A 15,537-nucleotide genomic window follows, 5' to 3' on the forward strand; every position below is an offset into this window, starting at 1 on the left:
GGGGCTGGTGCGGGGTGCCGCGGGGGCGGCTCAGAGCGAGGCGAGCGCCTCGTTGAGGGTGCTCGAGGGACGCATCACCTTGTCGGCCAACTCGTCGACCGGCTGGAAGTAGCCGCCGATGTCGGCCGGGCTGCCCTGCACGCCGTTGAGCTCGGAGACGATGGTCTCCTCCTCGGCGGCCAGCTTCTCGGCCAGCGGCTTGAAGGCGGCCGCAAGGTCGGCGTCAACGTCCTGCTTCGCCAGCTCCTGGGCCCAGTAGAGCGCCAGGTAGAAGTGCGAGCCGCGGTTGTCGATGCCGCCGATCTTGCGGGTCGGGGACTTGTCCTCCTCCAGGAACGTCGCGGTCGCGGCGTCGAGGGTGTCGGCAAGGACCTGCGCGCCACGGTTGTCGGCGTACCCGGCCAGGTGCTCGAAGGAGGCGGCCAGCGCGAAGAACTCGCCCAGGCTGTCCCAGCGCAGGTAGTTCTCCTCGATGAGCTGCTGCACGTGCTTGGGCGCCGAGCCGCCGGCGCCGGTCTCGAAGAGGCCACCACCGTTCATCAGCGGCACGATCGAGAGCATCTTCGCCGACGTGCCGACCTCGAGGATCGGGAACAGGTCGGTGTTGTAGTCGCGCAGCACGTTGCCGGTCACCGAGATGGTGTCCTCGCCGCGGCGGATCCGCTCGACCGAGTACGTCGTCGCCTCGGCCGGGGCCATGACCTCGATGGTCAGCCCGTCGGTGTCGTGCTCCGGCAGGTAGTCGTTGACCTTCTTGATCAGGTTCGCGTCGTGGGCGCGGGTCTCGTCGAGCCAGAAGACGGCCGGCGAGCCGCTGGCGCGGGCCCGGGTCACGGCGAGCTTGACCCAGTCGCGGATCGGCTCGTCCTTGGTCTGGCAGGCGCGCCAGATGTCGCCCGGCTCGACCTCGTGGGAGGTCAGCACCTCACCGGCGCCGCTGCGCACCTCGACGGTGCCGGCGGCCGGGATCTCGAAGGTCTTGTCGTGCGAGCCGTACTCCTCGGCCTTGCGGGCCATCAGGCCCACGTTGGGCACCGAGCCCATGGTCGAGGGGTCGTAGGCGCCGTTGGCCTTGCAGTCCTCGATCACTGCGGCGTAGACGCCGGCGTAGGAGGAGTCGGGGATGACCGCGAGGCAGTCGTCCTCCTGGCCGTCGGGGCCCCACATGTGGCCGCCGATGCGGATCATGGCCGGCATCGAGGCGTCGATGATGACGTCGGAGGGCACGTGCAGGTTGGTGATGCCCTTGCGGTCGTCGACCATCGCCATCCGCGGGCCCTCGGCCAGGCCCTGCTCGACCGAGGCCTTGATCGCCTCGCCGTCGGGCAGCTGGTCGAGCGAGGACATCAGGCCGCCGAGGCCGTCGTTGGGCGAGATGCCCGCCGCGGCCAGCTGCTCGCCGTACTGCTCGAAGAGGGTGGGGAAGAACGCCTGCACCGCGTGGCCGAAGACGATCGGGTCGGAGACCTTCATCATCGTGGCCTTCAGGTGCACCGAGAAGAGCACGTCGTCGGCCTTGGCGCGGGCGATCTGCTCGGTCAGGAATCGGCGCAGCGCCGAGACGCTCATGAAGGTCGAGTCGACGACCTCGCCGGCCTCGACGGGCAGGGCGTCCTTGAGCACGGTCTCGGTGCCGTCGGCGCCGACGTGCACGATCGAGAGGGTGTCGGGCGACTCGATGACCACGGACTGCTCGTTGGAGCGGAAGTCGCCGCCGTCCATGGTGGCCACGGCGGTCTTGGAGTCGCTCTTCCACTCGCCCATGCGGTGCGGGTACTTCTTGGCGTAGCCCTTGACCGCGGCGGGCGCGCGGCGGTCGGAGTTGCCCTCGCGCAGGACGGGGTTGACCGCGGAGCCCTTGACCTTGTCGTACTTGGCGCGGGCGTCCTTCTCCTCGTCGCTCTGCGGGTTCTCGGGGTAGGCCGGCAGGTCGTAGCCCTTCTCCTGCAGCTCCTTGATCGCGGCCTTGAGCTGCGGGGTGGAGGCGGAGATGTTGGGCAGCTTGATGATGTTGGCCTCGGGCTTGGTGGCCAGCTCGCCGAGCTCGGCGAGGTGGTCGCCGATGCGCTGCTCCTCGGTGAGGCGCTCGGGGAACTGCGCGAGGATGCGGCCGGCCAGCGAGATGTCGCGGGTCTCGACCTCGACGCCCGCCTTGGCGGCGTACGCCTGGATGATCGGCAGGAAGGAGTAGGTCGCCAGCAGCGGCGCCTCGTCCGTGTGGGTGTAGATGATGGTGGCCATGGTGCGGGGCGACTCCTCGGCGATCGAGTGCAAGTGATTTCTTGACGTCAAGATACCTGACCGCGCGCCGCGCGATCCGTCCCCACCCTCGCAGCCGGGGGCTCACCCGGCAACGCCCCTCGGGGCGACCGCGCGGCACTAGTCTCCAGGCCATGAGCGAGCTCGGCGCCACCCCCACCACCGCCCAGAAGGCCGCGGCCGAGGCGATCGGGACGTTCGTCCTGGTGCTCCTCGGGTGCGGCTCCATCGTCTACGCGCGCGAGGTGGGCGCGATCAGCACGATCACGACCATCGCGCTGGCCTTCGGGCTGGCGATGATGGCGATGGTGCACACCTTCGGCCGGGTCTCCGGCGGCCACTTCAACCCGGCCACCACGCTGGCGATGGTGCTGGGCGGGCGGCTGGCCTGGCGCGAGGTGCCGGCGTACGTCGGCGCGCAGCTAGCGGGCGCGGTGGCGGCGGCCGCGGTGCTGCTGGCGCTGCTGCAGGGCTTCGTGGGCTTCGAGTCCGGCGACGGGCTGGCCCAGAACGCGTTCGGCGACCAGGGCAGCGGGTACGCCGCCTGGTCGGCCTTCCTGCTCGAGATGCTGCTGACGGCCGTGATGGTCGGGGTGGTGCTGGCCGCGACCGACACGCGCCAGGAGCACCGCGCGCTCGCACCGGTGGTGGTCGGCCTGACGCTGGCGGCCTGCTACGCCGTCGCGCTGCCGGCCACCGGCGCCTCGCTGAACCCGGCCCGCTCGATCGGCCCGGGCCTGCTGTCGGGCGCCGATGCGGTCCTCCAGCTGTGGCTCTTCGTCCTGGCTCCGCTGCTCGGCGCCGCGGTGGCGGGGCTGGCCTACCCGATGCTCTTCGGGCACGACGCGGAGCCGGTGGCCGGGTCGGGCGTGCCGCGGCGCGCGCCGCGGTCGACCTCGTCGGCGGACGACGCGGCCCGGGCCGACCCGCTCCAGCAGGCGCCGATCATCCAGGACGGTTGGCAGTGGGACCCGGTGGCCCACCAGTGGCGCCCGCTCGACCAGGCGCCGCCCGCGCATCGCGGCGACGACGACGGGCGCACCCAGGTCCGGCCCTGAAACCTGCTGCGTCTACTCCTGGAGCCCGCGGCGCAGCTCGTCGAGGGCCGCGGCCACGTCGACGCGAGGGGTCCAGCCCCACCCGCGCGCCCGGTCGGCGCGGACCTGCCCGGTCCAGGCCGGCTCCTCCTGCCACTGCGGCTGCACGCCCAGCGCCCCGGTCACGGCCTCGTGGTAGTCACGCACCCGGGCCGGCTCCCCCGCCGCGTTGACCGGGGTGCAGCCACCCGCCACGGGACCACGCTCCGGGTCGTCGGAGGTGGCGATCCGCCCGGTGGCCACGTCGGCGATCAGCGAGGCCAGGTCGTCGAGGTGCACCCAGGCGAAGGACTGGTCGGGGTTGGCCCGCCGCTTGTCCTCCTCGTCGCGGATCGTGGCCGGTCGCAGGGTGTTCCACACCGAGCTCTCCCCCGGGCCCAGGATCGCCGGCGGGCGCACCAGCACCCGGGTCAGGCCCTCGACCCGGGCCAGCTCGGCGTCGGTGTCGCGCTTGGTGACCGGGTAGTCGCCGCCGTCGTCGCCGACCAGCGCCGCCGACTCGTCGACGTCACCGACCCCCGGCGAGCGGTCGTAGACCGCGGCGGTCGAGACGTGCACGAAGCGGTCGACCCCGGCCTCGGCGGCCGCCCGCGCCAGCAGCGGGGTGCCCTCGACACCGATGCGGTGCTGGGTCTCCCGGTCGCTGCCCATCGGGTGCACGGTGGTCACGACCGCGTCGGCCCCCGCGACCACGCTCGCGGCCAGGTCGGGGTCGTGGAAGTCGCCGACGTGCTCCTCCACCCCGGACAGGGCCGGGGCCGTGCCCGCGCGGCGTACGACGGCTCGCACGTGGGCGCCGCGCTCGACCAGGGCCGCGCAGGTGGCGGCACCGACGAGCCCGTTGGCGCCGGTGACGACGACGGTCGGTGTGCTGGTGGGTTCGCTCATGCCCTCCACACAAGCACGCGCGGCCTCACCCGGAGGTGTCCCGCGGGGCGCTCACCCCGGCCGCGCTGCTAGCGTCGGACGCACCCAGACCATCGCTAGGAGATCCGCGTGAGCACTACCCCGTTGAAGGTGGCCGTCACCGGCGCCGCCGGTCAGATCGGCTACAGCCTGCTGTTCCGTCTCGCGAGCGGCGCGCTGACCGGCGGTCAGCCCATCGAGCTGCGCCTGCTCGAGATCACCCCCGCCCTGAAGGCGCTCGAGGGCGTCGTCATGGAGCTCGACGACTGCGCCTTCCCGGGCCTGGCCGGCGTCGAGATCGGCGACGACGCCGAGCGGATCTTCGACGGCGTCAACCTCGCCCTGCTCGTCGGTGCCCGCCCGCGCGGGCCCGGCATGGAGCGCGGCGACCTGCTCTCCGCCAACGGCGCGATCTTCACCGCCCAGGGCAAGGCCCTCAACAAGGTGGCCGCCTCCGACGTGCGCATCGGCGTGACCGGCAACCCGGCCAACACCAACGCGCTGATCGCGATGAGCAACGCCCCCGACATCCCGCAGGAGCGGTTCTCGGCGCTGACCCGCCTCGACCACAACCGCGCGATCTCGCAGCTGGCCGCCAAGACCGGCGCCCCCGTCACCGACATCACCAAGATGACGATCTGGGGCAACCACTCCGCGACCCAGTACCCCGACCTGTTCAACGCCCAGGTCGCCGGCAAGAACGCCGCCGAGACCGTGGACGACCAGGACTGGCTCGAGAACACCTTCATCCCCACCGTCGCCAAGCGCGGCGCGGCGATCATCGAGGCCCGCGGCTCGTCCTCGGCCGCCTCCGCCGCCTCCGCCACCATCGACGCGGCCCGCGACTGGCTCTACGGCTCCGCCGAGGGCGACTGGGTCTCGATGGCGGTGCGCTCCAACGGCGAGTACGGCGTCCCCGAGGGCCTCATCTCCTCCTTCCCCGTCACCACCTCCGGTGGCGACTGGAAGATCGTCGAGGGCCTCGACGTCAACGACTTCTCCCGCGCCAAGATCGACGCCTCGACCGCCGAGCTCGCCGAGGAGCGCGACGCGGTCACCGAGCTCGGCCTCATCTGACGCACGCAGCTCCACCCGCTCCACACACCAGCCCGCCCGGTCCTGCCGGGCGGGCTGGTGTGCTTGCTGGGCCGGCCGCGGGAGCTTTACCGGCCGGCCGACGGAACTGGTGCCGGGACGATGAAGCTTTGTCGTCCCGGCAGGAGATTCGTCGGCCGGCCGATGAAACTCCCCCGCGGCTCGGGCGTCAGAGGCCGGGCTGGTTGGGGATGGTGCGGGCGAGGAAGAGCAGGAGGCCGCCGACCCCGCCGAGGAGGACGACGTCGACCAGGCGGTGGCGTACGGCGAGCATGCCGGCGTCGCGGGCGGGCAGGACCAGCCGCATGGCCGCGGCCGCGAGCATGGCGCCGGCCAGCACGCTGACCCCGACCCGCCAGTCGTCGAGGGCGGCCAGGGCGACGCCGACCGCGCCGGCGGCGAGCACGCCGAGGTAGAGCAGCCCGCCGAGGGTCGAGGGGTAGCGGCGCCCCTCCTCCTCGGCGAGCTCCTCGGCGATCTCCTCGACCGAGGGCGTCTGCTCCTCGTCCGGGTCGACCGGCGGCTCCGGGGGTACGGCGCCGGTCGCCGGATCACTCACCAGGGCCACACTCAGGCCGTGGCCTTCTCGGCCATGCTCACGATGTTGGACAGCAGCATCGCTCGGGTCATCGGGCCGACGCCGCCGGGGTTGGGCGAGACCCAGCCGGCCACGTCCCACACGTCGGCGGCCACGTCGCCGGCGATCTTGCCGTCGACGCGCGAGACGCCCACGTCGAGCACGGCCGCGCCCGGCTTGACCATGTCGGCGGTGATGATGCCCGGCACGCCGGCGGCGGCAACCACGATGTCGGCCTCGCGCACGTGCTTGGCCAGGTCGCGGGTGCCGGTGTGGCACAGCGTGACCGTGGCGTTCTCGGAGCGACGGGTCAGCAGCAGCCCCAGCGGGCGGCCCACGGTCAGGCCACGACCGACCACGACCACCTCGGCGCCGGCGATCTCGATGCCGTGGCGGCGTACAAGCTCGATGCAGCCGACCGGCGTGCAGGGCAGCGAGCCCTCCACGTTGAGCGCGAGGCGACCCAGGCTGACCGGGTGCAGGCCGTCGACGTCCTTGTCGGGGTCGACGCGCGAGAGCAGCGCGTACTCGTCGAGACCGGTCGGCTGCTGCACCAGGAACCCGGTGCACCCGGGGTCGTCGTTGAGCCGGTCGATCTCGGCCTCCACCTCGGCCTGCGTGGCGCTGGCCGGCAGGTCGACGCGGATGGACTCGATGCCGATCTCGGCGCAGTCCTTGTGCTTGGCGCCGACGTACCAGCGCGAGCCGGGGTCGTCGCCGACCAGCACCGTGCCCAGCCCGGGCACCACGCCGCGCTCCTTGAGCGCCGCCACGCGCTCGGCGAGCTCGGCCTTGATCGTGCGCAGCGTCGCGCTTCCGTCCAGCTTCTGTGCGGTCATCGTGCTCATCCTGTCATCTGGTGCTGCCCTGGCGCCGCCCGTGGGCTGGTCGTGCCGCTCTTCGGCTGGTGTCTCGGCACGCGCGTCGCGGCCTCGTACCTCGGCCGCGGCGCTCGCTCGACCTTCCCACCTACGGCCCGGAGCAAGCTCCGTGCCTAGTGGAAAAAGTGCCGGGTGCCGGTGAAGTACATGGTCACGCCGGCGGCCTTGCAGGCCTCGACGGTCAGCTCGTCGCGCACCGAGCCGCCCGGCTGGACGATCGCGGTGACGCCGGCGTCGATGAGGATCTGCGGGCCGTCCTCGAAGGGGAAGAAGGCGTCGGAGGCCGCCACCGAGCCGGCGGCACGGTCGTCGGCTCGGGTGACCGCGAGCCGACAGGAGTCGACCCGGTTGACCTGGCCCATCCCGATGCCGACGGCGGCGCCGTCCTTGGCGAGCAGGATCGCGTTGGACTTCGCGGCCCGGCAGGCCTTCCACGCGAAGGCGAGGTCGGCGAGCACGTCGTCGGAGGCGGCCTCGCCGGTGACCAGGGTCCACGACGACGGGTCGTCGCCGCCGGTCTCGGTCGCGGCGTCGACGGCGTCGCGCTGCTGCACGAGCAGGCCGCCGGAGACCGGGCGGGTCTCGACGCCGCCACGCTCGAGCGGCTCGCAGACCAGGATGCGGATGTTCTTCTTGCGGGCCAGCACCTCGACGGCGCCGTCCTCGTAGGCCGGGGCGACGATCACCTCGGTGAAGACCTCGGCCACCTGCTCGGCCATCGCGACCGAGACCGGGCGGTTGGCGGCGATCACGCCGCCGAAGGCCGAGACGGGGTCGCAGGCGTGGGCGCGGCGGTGCGCCTCGGCGATGTCGGCGCCGACCGCGATGCCGCAGGGGTTGGCGTGCTTGATGACGGCCACGGCGGGCTCGTCGAAGTCGTACGCCGCACGGCGGGCCGCGTCGGTGTCGACGTAGTTGTTGTAGGACATCTCCTTGCCGTGCAGCTGCTCGGCGCCCGCCAGCCCCGCGGGGCCGTGGCCGGTGCGATAGATCGCCGCCGACTGGTGCGGGTTCTCGCCGTAGCGCAGCACGTCCTGGCGCTCCCAGGTGCCGCCCATCCAGGCGGGGAAGCCGGCGCCGTCGCTGGTGTCGGTCAGCACGTTGCCCATCCACGACGCGACCGCCACGTCGTACGACGCGGTGTGCACGAACGCCTCGGCGGCCAGGCGCTTGCGCTCCTCGAGCGTGAAGCCGCCGGCGGCGACGGCGCCCAGCACGTCGGCGTAGCGCTGGGGGCTGGTGACGATGGCGACCGAGGGGTGGTTCTTGGCGGCCGCGCGCACCATCGAGGGGCCGCCGATGTCGATCTGCTCGACGCACTCGTCGGGCGTCGCACCTGACTCGACGGTCTGGGTGAACGGGTAGAGGTTGGAGACGACCAGGTCGAACGGCTCGACCTCGAGGTCGGCCAGCTGCTGCACGTGGCTCTCGAGGCGGCGGTCGGCGAGGATGCCGGCGTGCACCCGCGGGTGCAGGGTCTTGACGCGCCCGTCGAGGCACTCGGGGAAGCCGGTGAGGTCCTCGACCTTGGTGACCGGCAGGCCCAGGCCCTCGATCAGCGCGGCGGAGCCGCCCGTGGAGACCAGGGTGACGCCGGCGTCGTGCAGCCCGCGGACGAGCTCCTCGAGGCCGGACTTGTCGTACACGGAGACCAGGGCACGCCTGATCGGGACACGGTTCTCGCTCACGAGCACTCCTGCGGGCTGTGGAAAACGGCGGAAGGAGGGCACCCAGGCGGACGATGCCCCGACATGTCACTCCCCGGTGGTCACCCACCTGCGCCAGTCGTGTCCCCGCAGCCTAGCGGCCGCCGACGCCCCCGGCTCAACTGCCCGGACGAGACCCCAGCCGCACCCGGCGGCCCTCGACGGAGAAGCCGTCGCGCGCCATCACCCCGACCGCGTCGACCAGCATCGCCCGCTCGGCGGTCTTGATGCGCTCGTGCAGCGACGCGACGTCGTCGTCGTCCTCGACGGGCACCGCCACCTGGGCCACGATCTGGCCGGTGTCGACGCCCTCGTCGACCACGAAGAGGGTGCAGCCGGTGACCTTGACGCCGTAGGCCAGCGCGTCGGCGGGCCCGCTCATGCCGGGGAACGACGGTGAGAGGGCGGGGTGGGTGTTGACGGTGCGCCCGCCGAAGCGGCCCAGGAAGGCCGGGCCGACCAGCTTCATGAACCCCGCCAGCACCACCAGGTCGGGCTCGTGGGCGGCCACCGCCTCGCTCAGCGCGGCGTCCCAGGCGGCCCGGTCGTCGTGGTCGCCGACGCGCTCGACGAAGGTCGGCACGCCCGCGCGCTCGGCCCGGGCCAGGCCCTCGATGCCATCGCGGTCCGCGCCGACCGCGACCACCTCGGCGCCGTACGCCGGGTCGGTGCAGGCGTCGAGCAGGGCCTGCAGGTTGGTGCCGGAGCCGGAGACGAGGACGACGAGACGCGCTGGCACGGCATCGACTCTAGTGCCGGCCAGGACGGTGCCCGCGACTACCCGGCGTCGGCGTCGCGCAGCGCGCGGCGCTGCCACAGCGTGACCGCCACGCCGCCGACGAGCCCGCCGAGCCCGAAGGAGGCGATCGAGTGCACCATCACCTCGCCGGCCAGCGGCGAGACGTCGCGCATCCGCCCAGGGCCCACCGCTCCCCCGGCGAGCGCCGCGAGCACGGTGAACCCGACCCCGGCCAGGGCGCCGCCGACGCAGCCGCGCAGGGCGCCCTCGTCGAGGCGCAGCGTGGGGGTGCGCCGCATCGCCCGGGCCACCACCACGGCGGCCACCACGGGCGGCAGCGCCACCAGGGCGGTGGTCCACGCCGGCGGGGTGCCGTTGTCGGGCAGCGCCGCGAGCAGGGGGAACATCGGCAGCGGGCCGAGCACCACCGCCGAGGGCGCCACCAGGGTGCCGGCCCCGACGGTGAAGCCGGGCCCGAGCAGGTAGGCGCCGGCGAAGGCCACCGCGTTGGGGGCCAGCACCAGGCTGACGGCGGTCACGACGACCACGTCGCCGGCCCCGGTGTGCAGCTGCGACATCACGTTGGCGGCGGTGCCGACGTCGACCAGCAGCGCGCCCAGCAGCGCCAGCGCCGAGATCGCCAGCCACGTCACCAGCAGCCGGCGGGCGATGCCGGCAGCGGCGACCAGCGCCGGCGGCAGGTACGACGACCAGATCGCGGCCCGCCCGGAGCCCACGGCCAGCGCGGGCAGGCCCACGAGCAGGCACAGCCCGACCGACCAGGCGACCACCCCCGTCGTCGAGGGGGCGCTCTGCGCGGTGCCGGCCAGGGCGACCGTGAGGATGCCCACCACGGCGTAGCCCAGGGCCAGGAAGGCCGCGGCCACCGGCACGGTCCAGTCGCGCTCGCCGTCGCTGATCGCGTCGGCGTCGGGCCCGTGCTGCGAGACGGCCTCGCCCACGCGTCGCCCGGCGCGCCACAGCGCCCAGCCGGCGACCAGGGTCAGGCCGAGGGGCACGGCGGTGACGGCGACCCCGTCGACCTGCACGCCCGAGCCGTGCGCCATCAGCCAGGCCGTCGCGCCGACGCGCATGCCGTCGCTGGGGGTGCCGTGGGCGCCGGCGTCGCTGAGGAACCAGCCGCTGACGCCGAGCGCCAGGCACGCCAGCAGCGGCCCCAGGGCCGCCGCGAGGCCGCCCAGGACCGACAGCAGTGCGAGCGGCCAGCGGTGCGGCGCAGCCGTGCGGACGGCCCCGCCGGGGGCGGTGCGGGAGGCGGACGAACCGGGCAGCAGCGAAGTCATGACCGACCCATCCTCGCGCGGCCCGCGCCCGCCTCGGCGCCGCCACGCCGACTCGCTGCGCCCTGTGGCGACCCCGTATCGTCGACTCGCCATGAAGGATCCCGAGGAGTTCGACGCGTTCTACAAGGACGCCCGCGCCCGCCTGCTGCTGCAGGCCTACGCGCTGACCGGCGACCTGCCGGCCGCGCGCTCCTCGGTGCGCGACGGGTTCGTGCTGGCCTGGCACCACTGGCGCAAGGTGGCCCGCACCGGCTCGGCCGAGGCGTGGGTGCGCCCGCACGTGTGGCAGCACGCCCACCGCCGCCACACCGCCCGGGTCTGGCACCGCGAGAAGGGCCTGGACCCCGAGCTGCAGGCGACCCTCGAGGCCCTCGGCCAGCTGAGCACCACCCAGCGCCGGGTGCTGCTGCTGGCGCACCTGGCCAGCACCAGCATGCCCGAGCTGGCGCGCGAGGTGGGGATGACCGACGAGGCCGCCGCGCGCGAGCTGCAGCACGCCACCGCCCAGTTCTCCCTGCACCGTGGCGCGCCCAGCACCCAGACCTCGCTGCTGCTGCGTCGGCTCGAGAGCGTCACCGGCGAGGTCCGGTGGCCCCGGGCGAGCATCGTGCGGCGCGCGGGCACGACCCGGCGTCGTACGCACACGCTCGTGGGCGCGGTCGCGACGGTCGCCGCCGTCGGGGTCGCCGGCGCGCTGCTGACCGAGCCCGCCGGGCTGCGCCCCACCCTCGACCGGGCCGCGCTCTCGGTGCCGAGCGCGGCGCCCACCACGCCCGCGCCCAGCGAGGGCGCCCTGGCCCCCGCTCCCGAGGCCGAGCCGCTGCCCGAGGCCGCGATGGTGCCGGCCAGCGCGGTCGCCGAACGGGTGCCCGGGCAGGGCTGGAGCGCCCTCGAGACCACCGACAACACCGCCGGCGACGGGCTGCTGATGCCGTGCCGCGCCAGCCGGTACGCCGACCCGCAGGTCGTCGACGCGCTGGTGCGCGAGTTCAGCGTGGCCACCCCCGGCGGCAGCGGCCCCAAGGCCGAGCCCAAGCGCCTGGCCTGGCAGGCCACCGAGGTCTCCCGCAGCCGGAAGGCCGCCAAGGACGGCTTCCGCACCGTCGAGGGCTGGTACTCCGGCTGCACCCAGGGGCGCACCCAGCTGCTGCGCACCAGCACCGTGCAGGGCGTGGGCGACGAGGCCGTGCAGATGGTGCTGCGCAACTGGGCCGACCCCGTGCGCACCTACGTGCTCGGCGTCGCCCGGTCGGGGCGCTACGTGACGACCACGCTGACCTCGGTGCTCGGCAACAGCGTCGAGAACCCGCCGGGCAACGCCGAGCTGCTCGCCGAGGCCGTCGACGCGCTGTGCGAGCTGGAGCCGGGCGGGGCCTGCGCCACCGGGCGGGTGCGCCTCGCGCCGCGCGACGCCGAGCCGGTGGGCGACGCCCCGCGGCTGCTGGTCGAGACCGACCTGCCGCCCGTGAGCACCGTCGAGCGGCCCTGGGTGGCCACCCGCGCCACCCGGCCCCGCGGCGGCAACCCCGCCGCGACGCGCTGCGACCAGACCGTCTTCACCGGCAAGGTCGGCGGCCAACCCGTCCGCGACGCCTCCACCCGCACCTACCTGGTGCCCGGCGCCAAGCTGCCCGTCGAGTTCGGGCTCAGCGAGACCGTCGGCACCCTCCCCGCGCGCCAGGCCGGCGGCTTCGTCGACACCGTGCGCCGCAAGATGGCCAGCTGCGAGGACCGCGAGCTGGGCTCCGAGGTGGTCTCGACCCTCTCGCGCAGCAACGGCGACACCGAGCTGCACGCCTGGCGGGTCAGCATCGAGGTCTCCGACGACACCGTGGTGCGCTACGACATGGCCGTGGGCCGGGTCGGCGGGCGAGTGATGCAGGTGGCGTTCGTGCCGACGCCGCAGGTGCAGATGGCCGACGGCGCCTTCGCCGCCCTGGCCGAGCGGGCCCTCGAGCGGCTGCGCGCCGCGCCCTGAGGCTCCGGCGCAGAATCCGCGCGACTTTCTCGGCTCCGGGTGCAACCGTGAGGGACCCCAAGGCGTACTCCTGGGTGTCAGCACCATGAGGAGAATGAGGTCGAGTCGATGGACGAACGCGAGTTCGACGACTTCTACGCCGCCTCGTACCCACGCGTCGTGGCCCAGCTCTACGCCATGATCGGCAACCGGGACGAGGCCGAGGAGTGCGTCCAGGAGGCGTTCGTGCGCGCCTGGTCGCACCGGCGCAAGCTGGAGCGCGCCGAGCACCCCGAGGCGTGGGTGCGCACCACCGCGCACCGGTTGGCGGTCAGCCGCTGGCGGCGTACGCGGCTCGCGAAGCGGCCCACCGACCGCGCGGTCGACCCCCGCACCACGACCGCCCCGCCCAGCGAGTCGCACGTGGCCCTGGTGCGGGCCCTCGAGCAGCTGCCCGAGGCCCAGCGGCACACGCTCGTGCTGCACCACATCGCCGACCTCCCCGTCCACGAGGTGGCCCGCGAGCTGGGGGTGCCCGAGGGCACCGTCAAGGCTCGGCTCTCCCGCGGGCGCGCCGCGCTGGCGGCCCTCCTCACCGACGACGACGGACTCCAGGAGGGAGCCAGCCATGCCTGAGCACGACGACCTCTTCGCCACCTTCACCCACCAGGGGCTGCCCGTGGACCCGTTGCCCGCCGCCGAGGTACGCCGCCGCGGCGACCGGCTGCGCCGCCGGCGCACCGCGCTGGTGGCGGTCGGCAGCGTCGCCGCCGTCGGCGTGCTGGTGGCCACCCCGCTGGCGCTGATGGCCGGCGGCGCCGACTCCACCCGGCCACTCGACCCGGCGGGGCCCGGCCCCGCCACGCGCTCGGCCTCCACCGAGGGCGTCGAGTGGCGCACCGCGGTGCCGCCGGACCTCCCGCTGCTCGACGAGATGCCCGAGGGCGCCGAGCGCTACCCCAACTACGGCCAGCAGCTCGTGGGGCCCTGTGGCGGGCCGGGATTCACCGCCGCCGGCGCGCTCGACACCGAGGACGTCATCTGGACCGACGGCGTCGAGGCCTCCGAGCAGCGCACGGTCGCGGTGTACGCCGACGACGCCGCCGCGAGCGCCGCTATCGACGACGTGCGCGACCAGCTGGCCGCCTGCGAGCAGCCGACCCCGCGCGGCGTCTCGATCTGGGCCGTCGAGCAGGCCTCCGACCTGGGCGAGCAGTCCTACGTCTTCGTCAACAACTGGTACACCGACGGCGAGCAGACCGGCGAGGCGCACGTGCACCAGCTGGTCCGCGTCGGCAACGCGGTGCTCTACGACAACGCCAACTTCGGCGGATCCGGCGACCCCGAGGTCGTCGACCTGACCGTCGAGCAGGTGCGCGAGGACTCGGCGTACGTCGTGTCGTCGATGTGCGTCTTCGCCGCCGACCCCTGCGACGAGCCGCCGGCGAAGCCGCAGCCCGTCGAGCCCGCCTCGGTCGACGCGGAGATCCCGGCGGGCTTCACCCTCGACGCCGGCCTCGTCGTCGACGGCGACAGCGAGGCCATCGGCCCCGCACCCGACGGCGACGGGGTGGACCTGTCGGCGATGTGCTCGACGCTGCGCGGCACGTGGCCGGCCGAGCCGGTGGACCGCCTGGCCTACGCGCTGGCGGGCCCGGAGACGCTGCGGGTGCGCGAGCTGGCGACGTACGACTCGGTGGCCCGCGCCGAGCAGGTGCTCGCCGGGGTGCGCGACGCGGTCGCCGCCTGCTCCTCGGTCGGCGGCAGCCGCGGCGACCCGGTGACCTGGTCGCAGGTCGTGCCGGCCTTCGAGCCGCCCGACTCGATCACCTTCGCGATGACGATGAGCGACGGCGGCATCGGCGGCGCCGTCTACCAGGTGACGCGGGTCGGCAACGCGGTGCTGGCCACCAGCTGGGGCGCGGAGTGGTCGAGCGCGACCGTGGAGGCCGGTGCCGACGACCTGGCCGCCGAGACGGCGCCGGTCCTGGAGCAGGTGCGGACGGTCTTCGGCGGCTGAGCGAGGCCACACACGCCCGCGGACGGCGACAGGGGAGGTTCCCCGGCAGCTGGTGCCGGGGAACCTCCCCTGTCGGTCGTGCTGGGTCGTGCTGGGGGCTCAGAGGCCCTTGAGGATCTCGCGCATCAGGTCGGCGGTCTCGGACGGCGTCTTGCCGACCTTCACGCCGGCCGCCTCGAGGGCGTCCTTCTTGCCCTGCGCGGTGCCCGCACCGGAGGAGACGATGGCGCCGGCGTGGCCCATGGTCTTGCCCTCGGGGGCGGTGAAGCCGGCCACGTAGCCGACGACCGGCTTGGTGACGTGCTCCTTGATGTAGGCCGCGGCCCGCTCCTCGGCGTCGCCACCGATCTCGCCGATCATCACGATCGCCTTGGTCTCGGGGTCCGCCTCGAACGCCTCGAGGGCGTCGATGTGGGTGGTGCCGATGACCGGGTCGCCGCCGATGCCGATGGCGGTCGAGAAGCCGAAGTCACGCAGCTCGAACATCATCTGGTAGGTCAGCGTGCCCGACTTGGAGACCAGGCCCACGGGGCCCTTGCCGGCGATGGTGGCCGGGGTGATGCCGGCCAGGGCCTCGCCCGGGGTGATGATGCCGGGGCAGTTGGGCCCGATCATCCGGGTCTTCTTGCCGTCGAGGTAGGCGAAGACCTCGGCGGAGTCCTGCACCGGGACGCCCTCGGTGATGACCACGAGCAGGCCGATGCCCGCGTCGATGGCCTCGATGCAGGCGTCCTTGGTGAAGGCGGGGGGCACGAACGCCACGGAGACGTCGGCGCCGGTCTCGGCCATCGCCTCGGCGACGCTGGCGAAGACGGGCAGCTCGACGTCGTTGCCGTCGGCGTCCTGGTGGGTCACCGTCGTGCCGGCCTTGCGGGCGTTGACGCCGCCCACGACCTGCGTGCCGGACTTCATCATCAGGCGGGTGTGCTTGGTGCCCTCACCGCCGGTGATGCCCTGGACGATGACCTTCGAGTCCTTGTTGAGGTAGATCGACAT

The 15,537-nt window shown here is 73.8% G+C and carries 13 protein-coding genes and 1 riboswitch; of the genes, 5 read left to right on the forward strand and 8 right to left on the reverse strand.

Annotated elements, in window-relative coordinates; genetic code table 11:
- Positions 1 to 30: 30 nt before the first annotated feature.
- Positions 31 to 2,241 carry an NADP-dependent isocitrate dehydrogenase gene (locus tag QWJ41_RS13380; protein WP_302708953.1) on the reverse strand — a complete coding sequence of 737 codons (2,211 nt, stop codon included), beginning with the start codon at positions 2,239 to 2,241 and terminating at the stop codon, positions 31 to 33.
- 152 nt (positions 2,242 to 2,393) lie between these two features.
- On the opposite strand from QWJ41_RS13380, the gene QWJ41_RS13385 reads away from it, so the two are divergent.
- On the forward strand, positions 2,394 to 3,317 hold the full coding sequence (locus QWJ41_RS13385; RefSeq protein WP_302708910.1) for an MIP/aquaporin family protein: 924 nt from the start codon (positions 2,394 to 2,396) through the stop codon (positions 3,315 to 3,317).
- A 12-nt stretch (positions 3,318 to 3,329) separates the two neighbouring features.
- Here the strand turns inward: QWJ41_RS13385 and QWJ41_RS13390 are convergent, their stop codons facing one another.
- Positions 3,330 to 4,244 (reverse strand): NAD-dependent epimerase/dehydratase family protein, encoded by a 915-nt coding sequence (locus tag QWJ41_RS13390; RefSeq protein WP_302708911.1) that lies wholly within the window; start codon positions 4,242 to 4,244, stop codon positions 3,330 to 3,332.
- A 108-nt stretch (positions 4,245 to 4,352) separates the two neighbouring features.
- Between QWJ41_RS13390 and QWJ41_RS13395 the strand changes: the two genes are divergently transcribed.
- On the forward strand, positions 4,353 to 5,339 hold the full coding sequence (locus QWJ41_RS13395) for a malate dehydrogenase (RefSeq protein WP_302708912.1): 987 nt from the start codon (positions 4,353 to 4,355) through the stop codon (positions 5,337 to 5,339).
- A gap of 187 nt (positions 5,340 to 5,526) precedes the next feature.
- Here QWJ41_RS13395 and QWJ41_RS13400 read toward each other — a convergent pair whose 3' ends face one another.
- From QWJ41_RS13400 to QWJ41_RS13420, 5 genes are all read right to left on the reverse strand, one after another.
- Complete coding sequence (locus QWJ41_RS13400) at positions 5,527 to 5,916, reverse strand: DUF3017 domain-containing protein (protein WP_302708913.1); 390 nt, start codon at positions 5,914 to 5,916, stop codon at positions 5,527 to 5,529.
- A gap of 11 nt (positions 5,917 to 5,927) precedes the next feature.
- Positions 5,928 to 6,773, reverse strand: a complete 846-nt coding sequence (locus tag QWJ41_RS13405; protein ID WP_302708914.1) for a bifunctional methylenetetrahydrofolate dehydrogenase/methenyltetrahydrofolate cyclohydrolase — start codon at positions 6,771 to 6,773, stop codon at positions 5,928 to 5,930.
- Positions 6,774 to 6,928: 155 nt separating this feature from the next.
- Complete coding sequence (purH, locus tag QWJ41_RS13410; RefSeq protein ID WP_302708915.1) at positions 6,929 to 8,503, reverse strand: bifunctional phosphoribosylaminoimidazolecarboxamide formyltransferase/IMP cyclohydrolase; 1,575 nt, start codon at positions 8,501 to 8,503, stop codon at positions 6,929 to 6,931.
- 33 nt (positions 8,504 to 8,536) lie between these two features.
- Positions 8,537 to 8,614: riboswitch (ZMP/ZTP riboswitch) on the reverse strand.
- 25 nt (positions 8,615 to 8,639) lie between these two features.
- A complete protein-coding gene (purN, locus tag QWJ41_RS13415; protein ID WP_302708916.1) occupies positions 8,640 to 9,260 on the reverse strand; it encodes a phosphoribosylglycinamide formyltransferase in 621 nt (206 codons plus the stop codon).
- Between the two features lie 38 nt (positions 9,261 to 9,298).
- A complete protein-coding gene (locus QWJ41_RS13420; RefSeq protein ID WP_302708917.1) occupies positions 9,299 to 10,564 on the reverse strand; it encodes a cell division protein PerM in 1,266 nt (421 codons plus the stop codon).
- 91 nt (positions 10,565 to 10,655) lie between these two features.
- Here QWJ41_RS13420 and QWJ41_RS13425 point away from each other — a divergent pair, with 91 nt between their 5' ends.
- The 3 genes from QWJ41_RS13425 (at position 10,656) to QWJ41_RS13435 (ending at position 14,541) form a co-directional block, all read left to right on the forward strand.
- Positions 10,656 to 12,542: a SigE family RNA polymerase sigma factor gene (locus QWJ41_RS13425; protein ID WP_302708918.1), complete on the forward strand. Its 1,887-nt coding sequence runs from the start codon at positions 10,656 to 10,658 to the stop codon at positions 12,540 to 12,542.
- Between the two features lie 108 nt (positions 12,543 to 12,650).
- Positions 12,651 to 13,157: an RNA polymerase sigma factor gene (locus QWJ41_RS13430; protein ID WP_302708919.1), complete on the forward strand. Its 507-nt coding sequence runs from the start codon at positions 12,651 to 12,653 to the stop codon at positions 13,155 to 13,157.
- Positions 13,150 to 14,541, forward strand: a complete 1,392-nt coding sequence (locus tag QWJ41_RS13435) for a hypothetical protein (RefSeq protein ID WP_302708920.1) — start codon at positions 13,150 to 13,152, stop codon at positions 14,539 to 14,541. The genes QWJ41_RS13430 and QWJ41_RS13435 overlap by 8 nt, the downstream gene beginning before the upstream one ends.
- Before the next feature lie 99 nt (positions 14,542 to 14,640).
- Here the strand turns inward: QWJ41_RS13435 and sucD are convergent, their stop codons facing one another.
- A complete protein-coding gene (gene sucD / locus QWJ41_RS13440; protein WP_193667030.1) occupies positions 14,641 to 15,537 on the reverse strand; it encodes a succinate--CoA ligase subunit alpha in 897 nt (298 codons plus the stop codon).

The organism is Nocardioides cremeus (assembly GCF_030518195.1).
GTDB lineage: Bacteria > Actinomycetota > Actinomycetes > Propionibacteriales > Nocardioidaceae > Nocardioides > Nocardioides cremeus.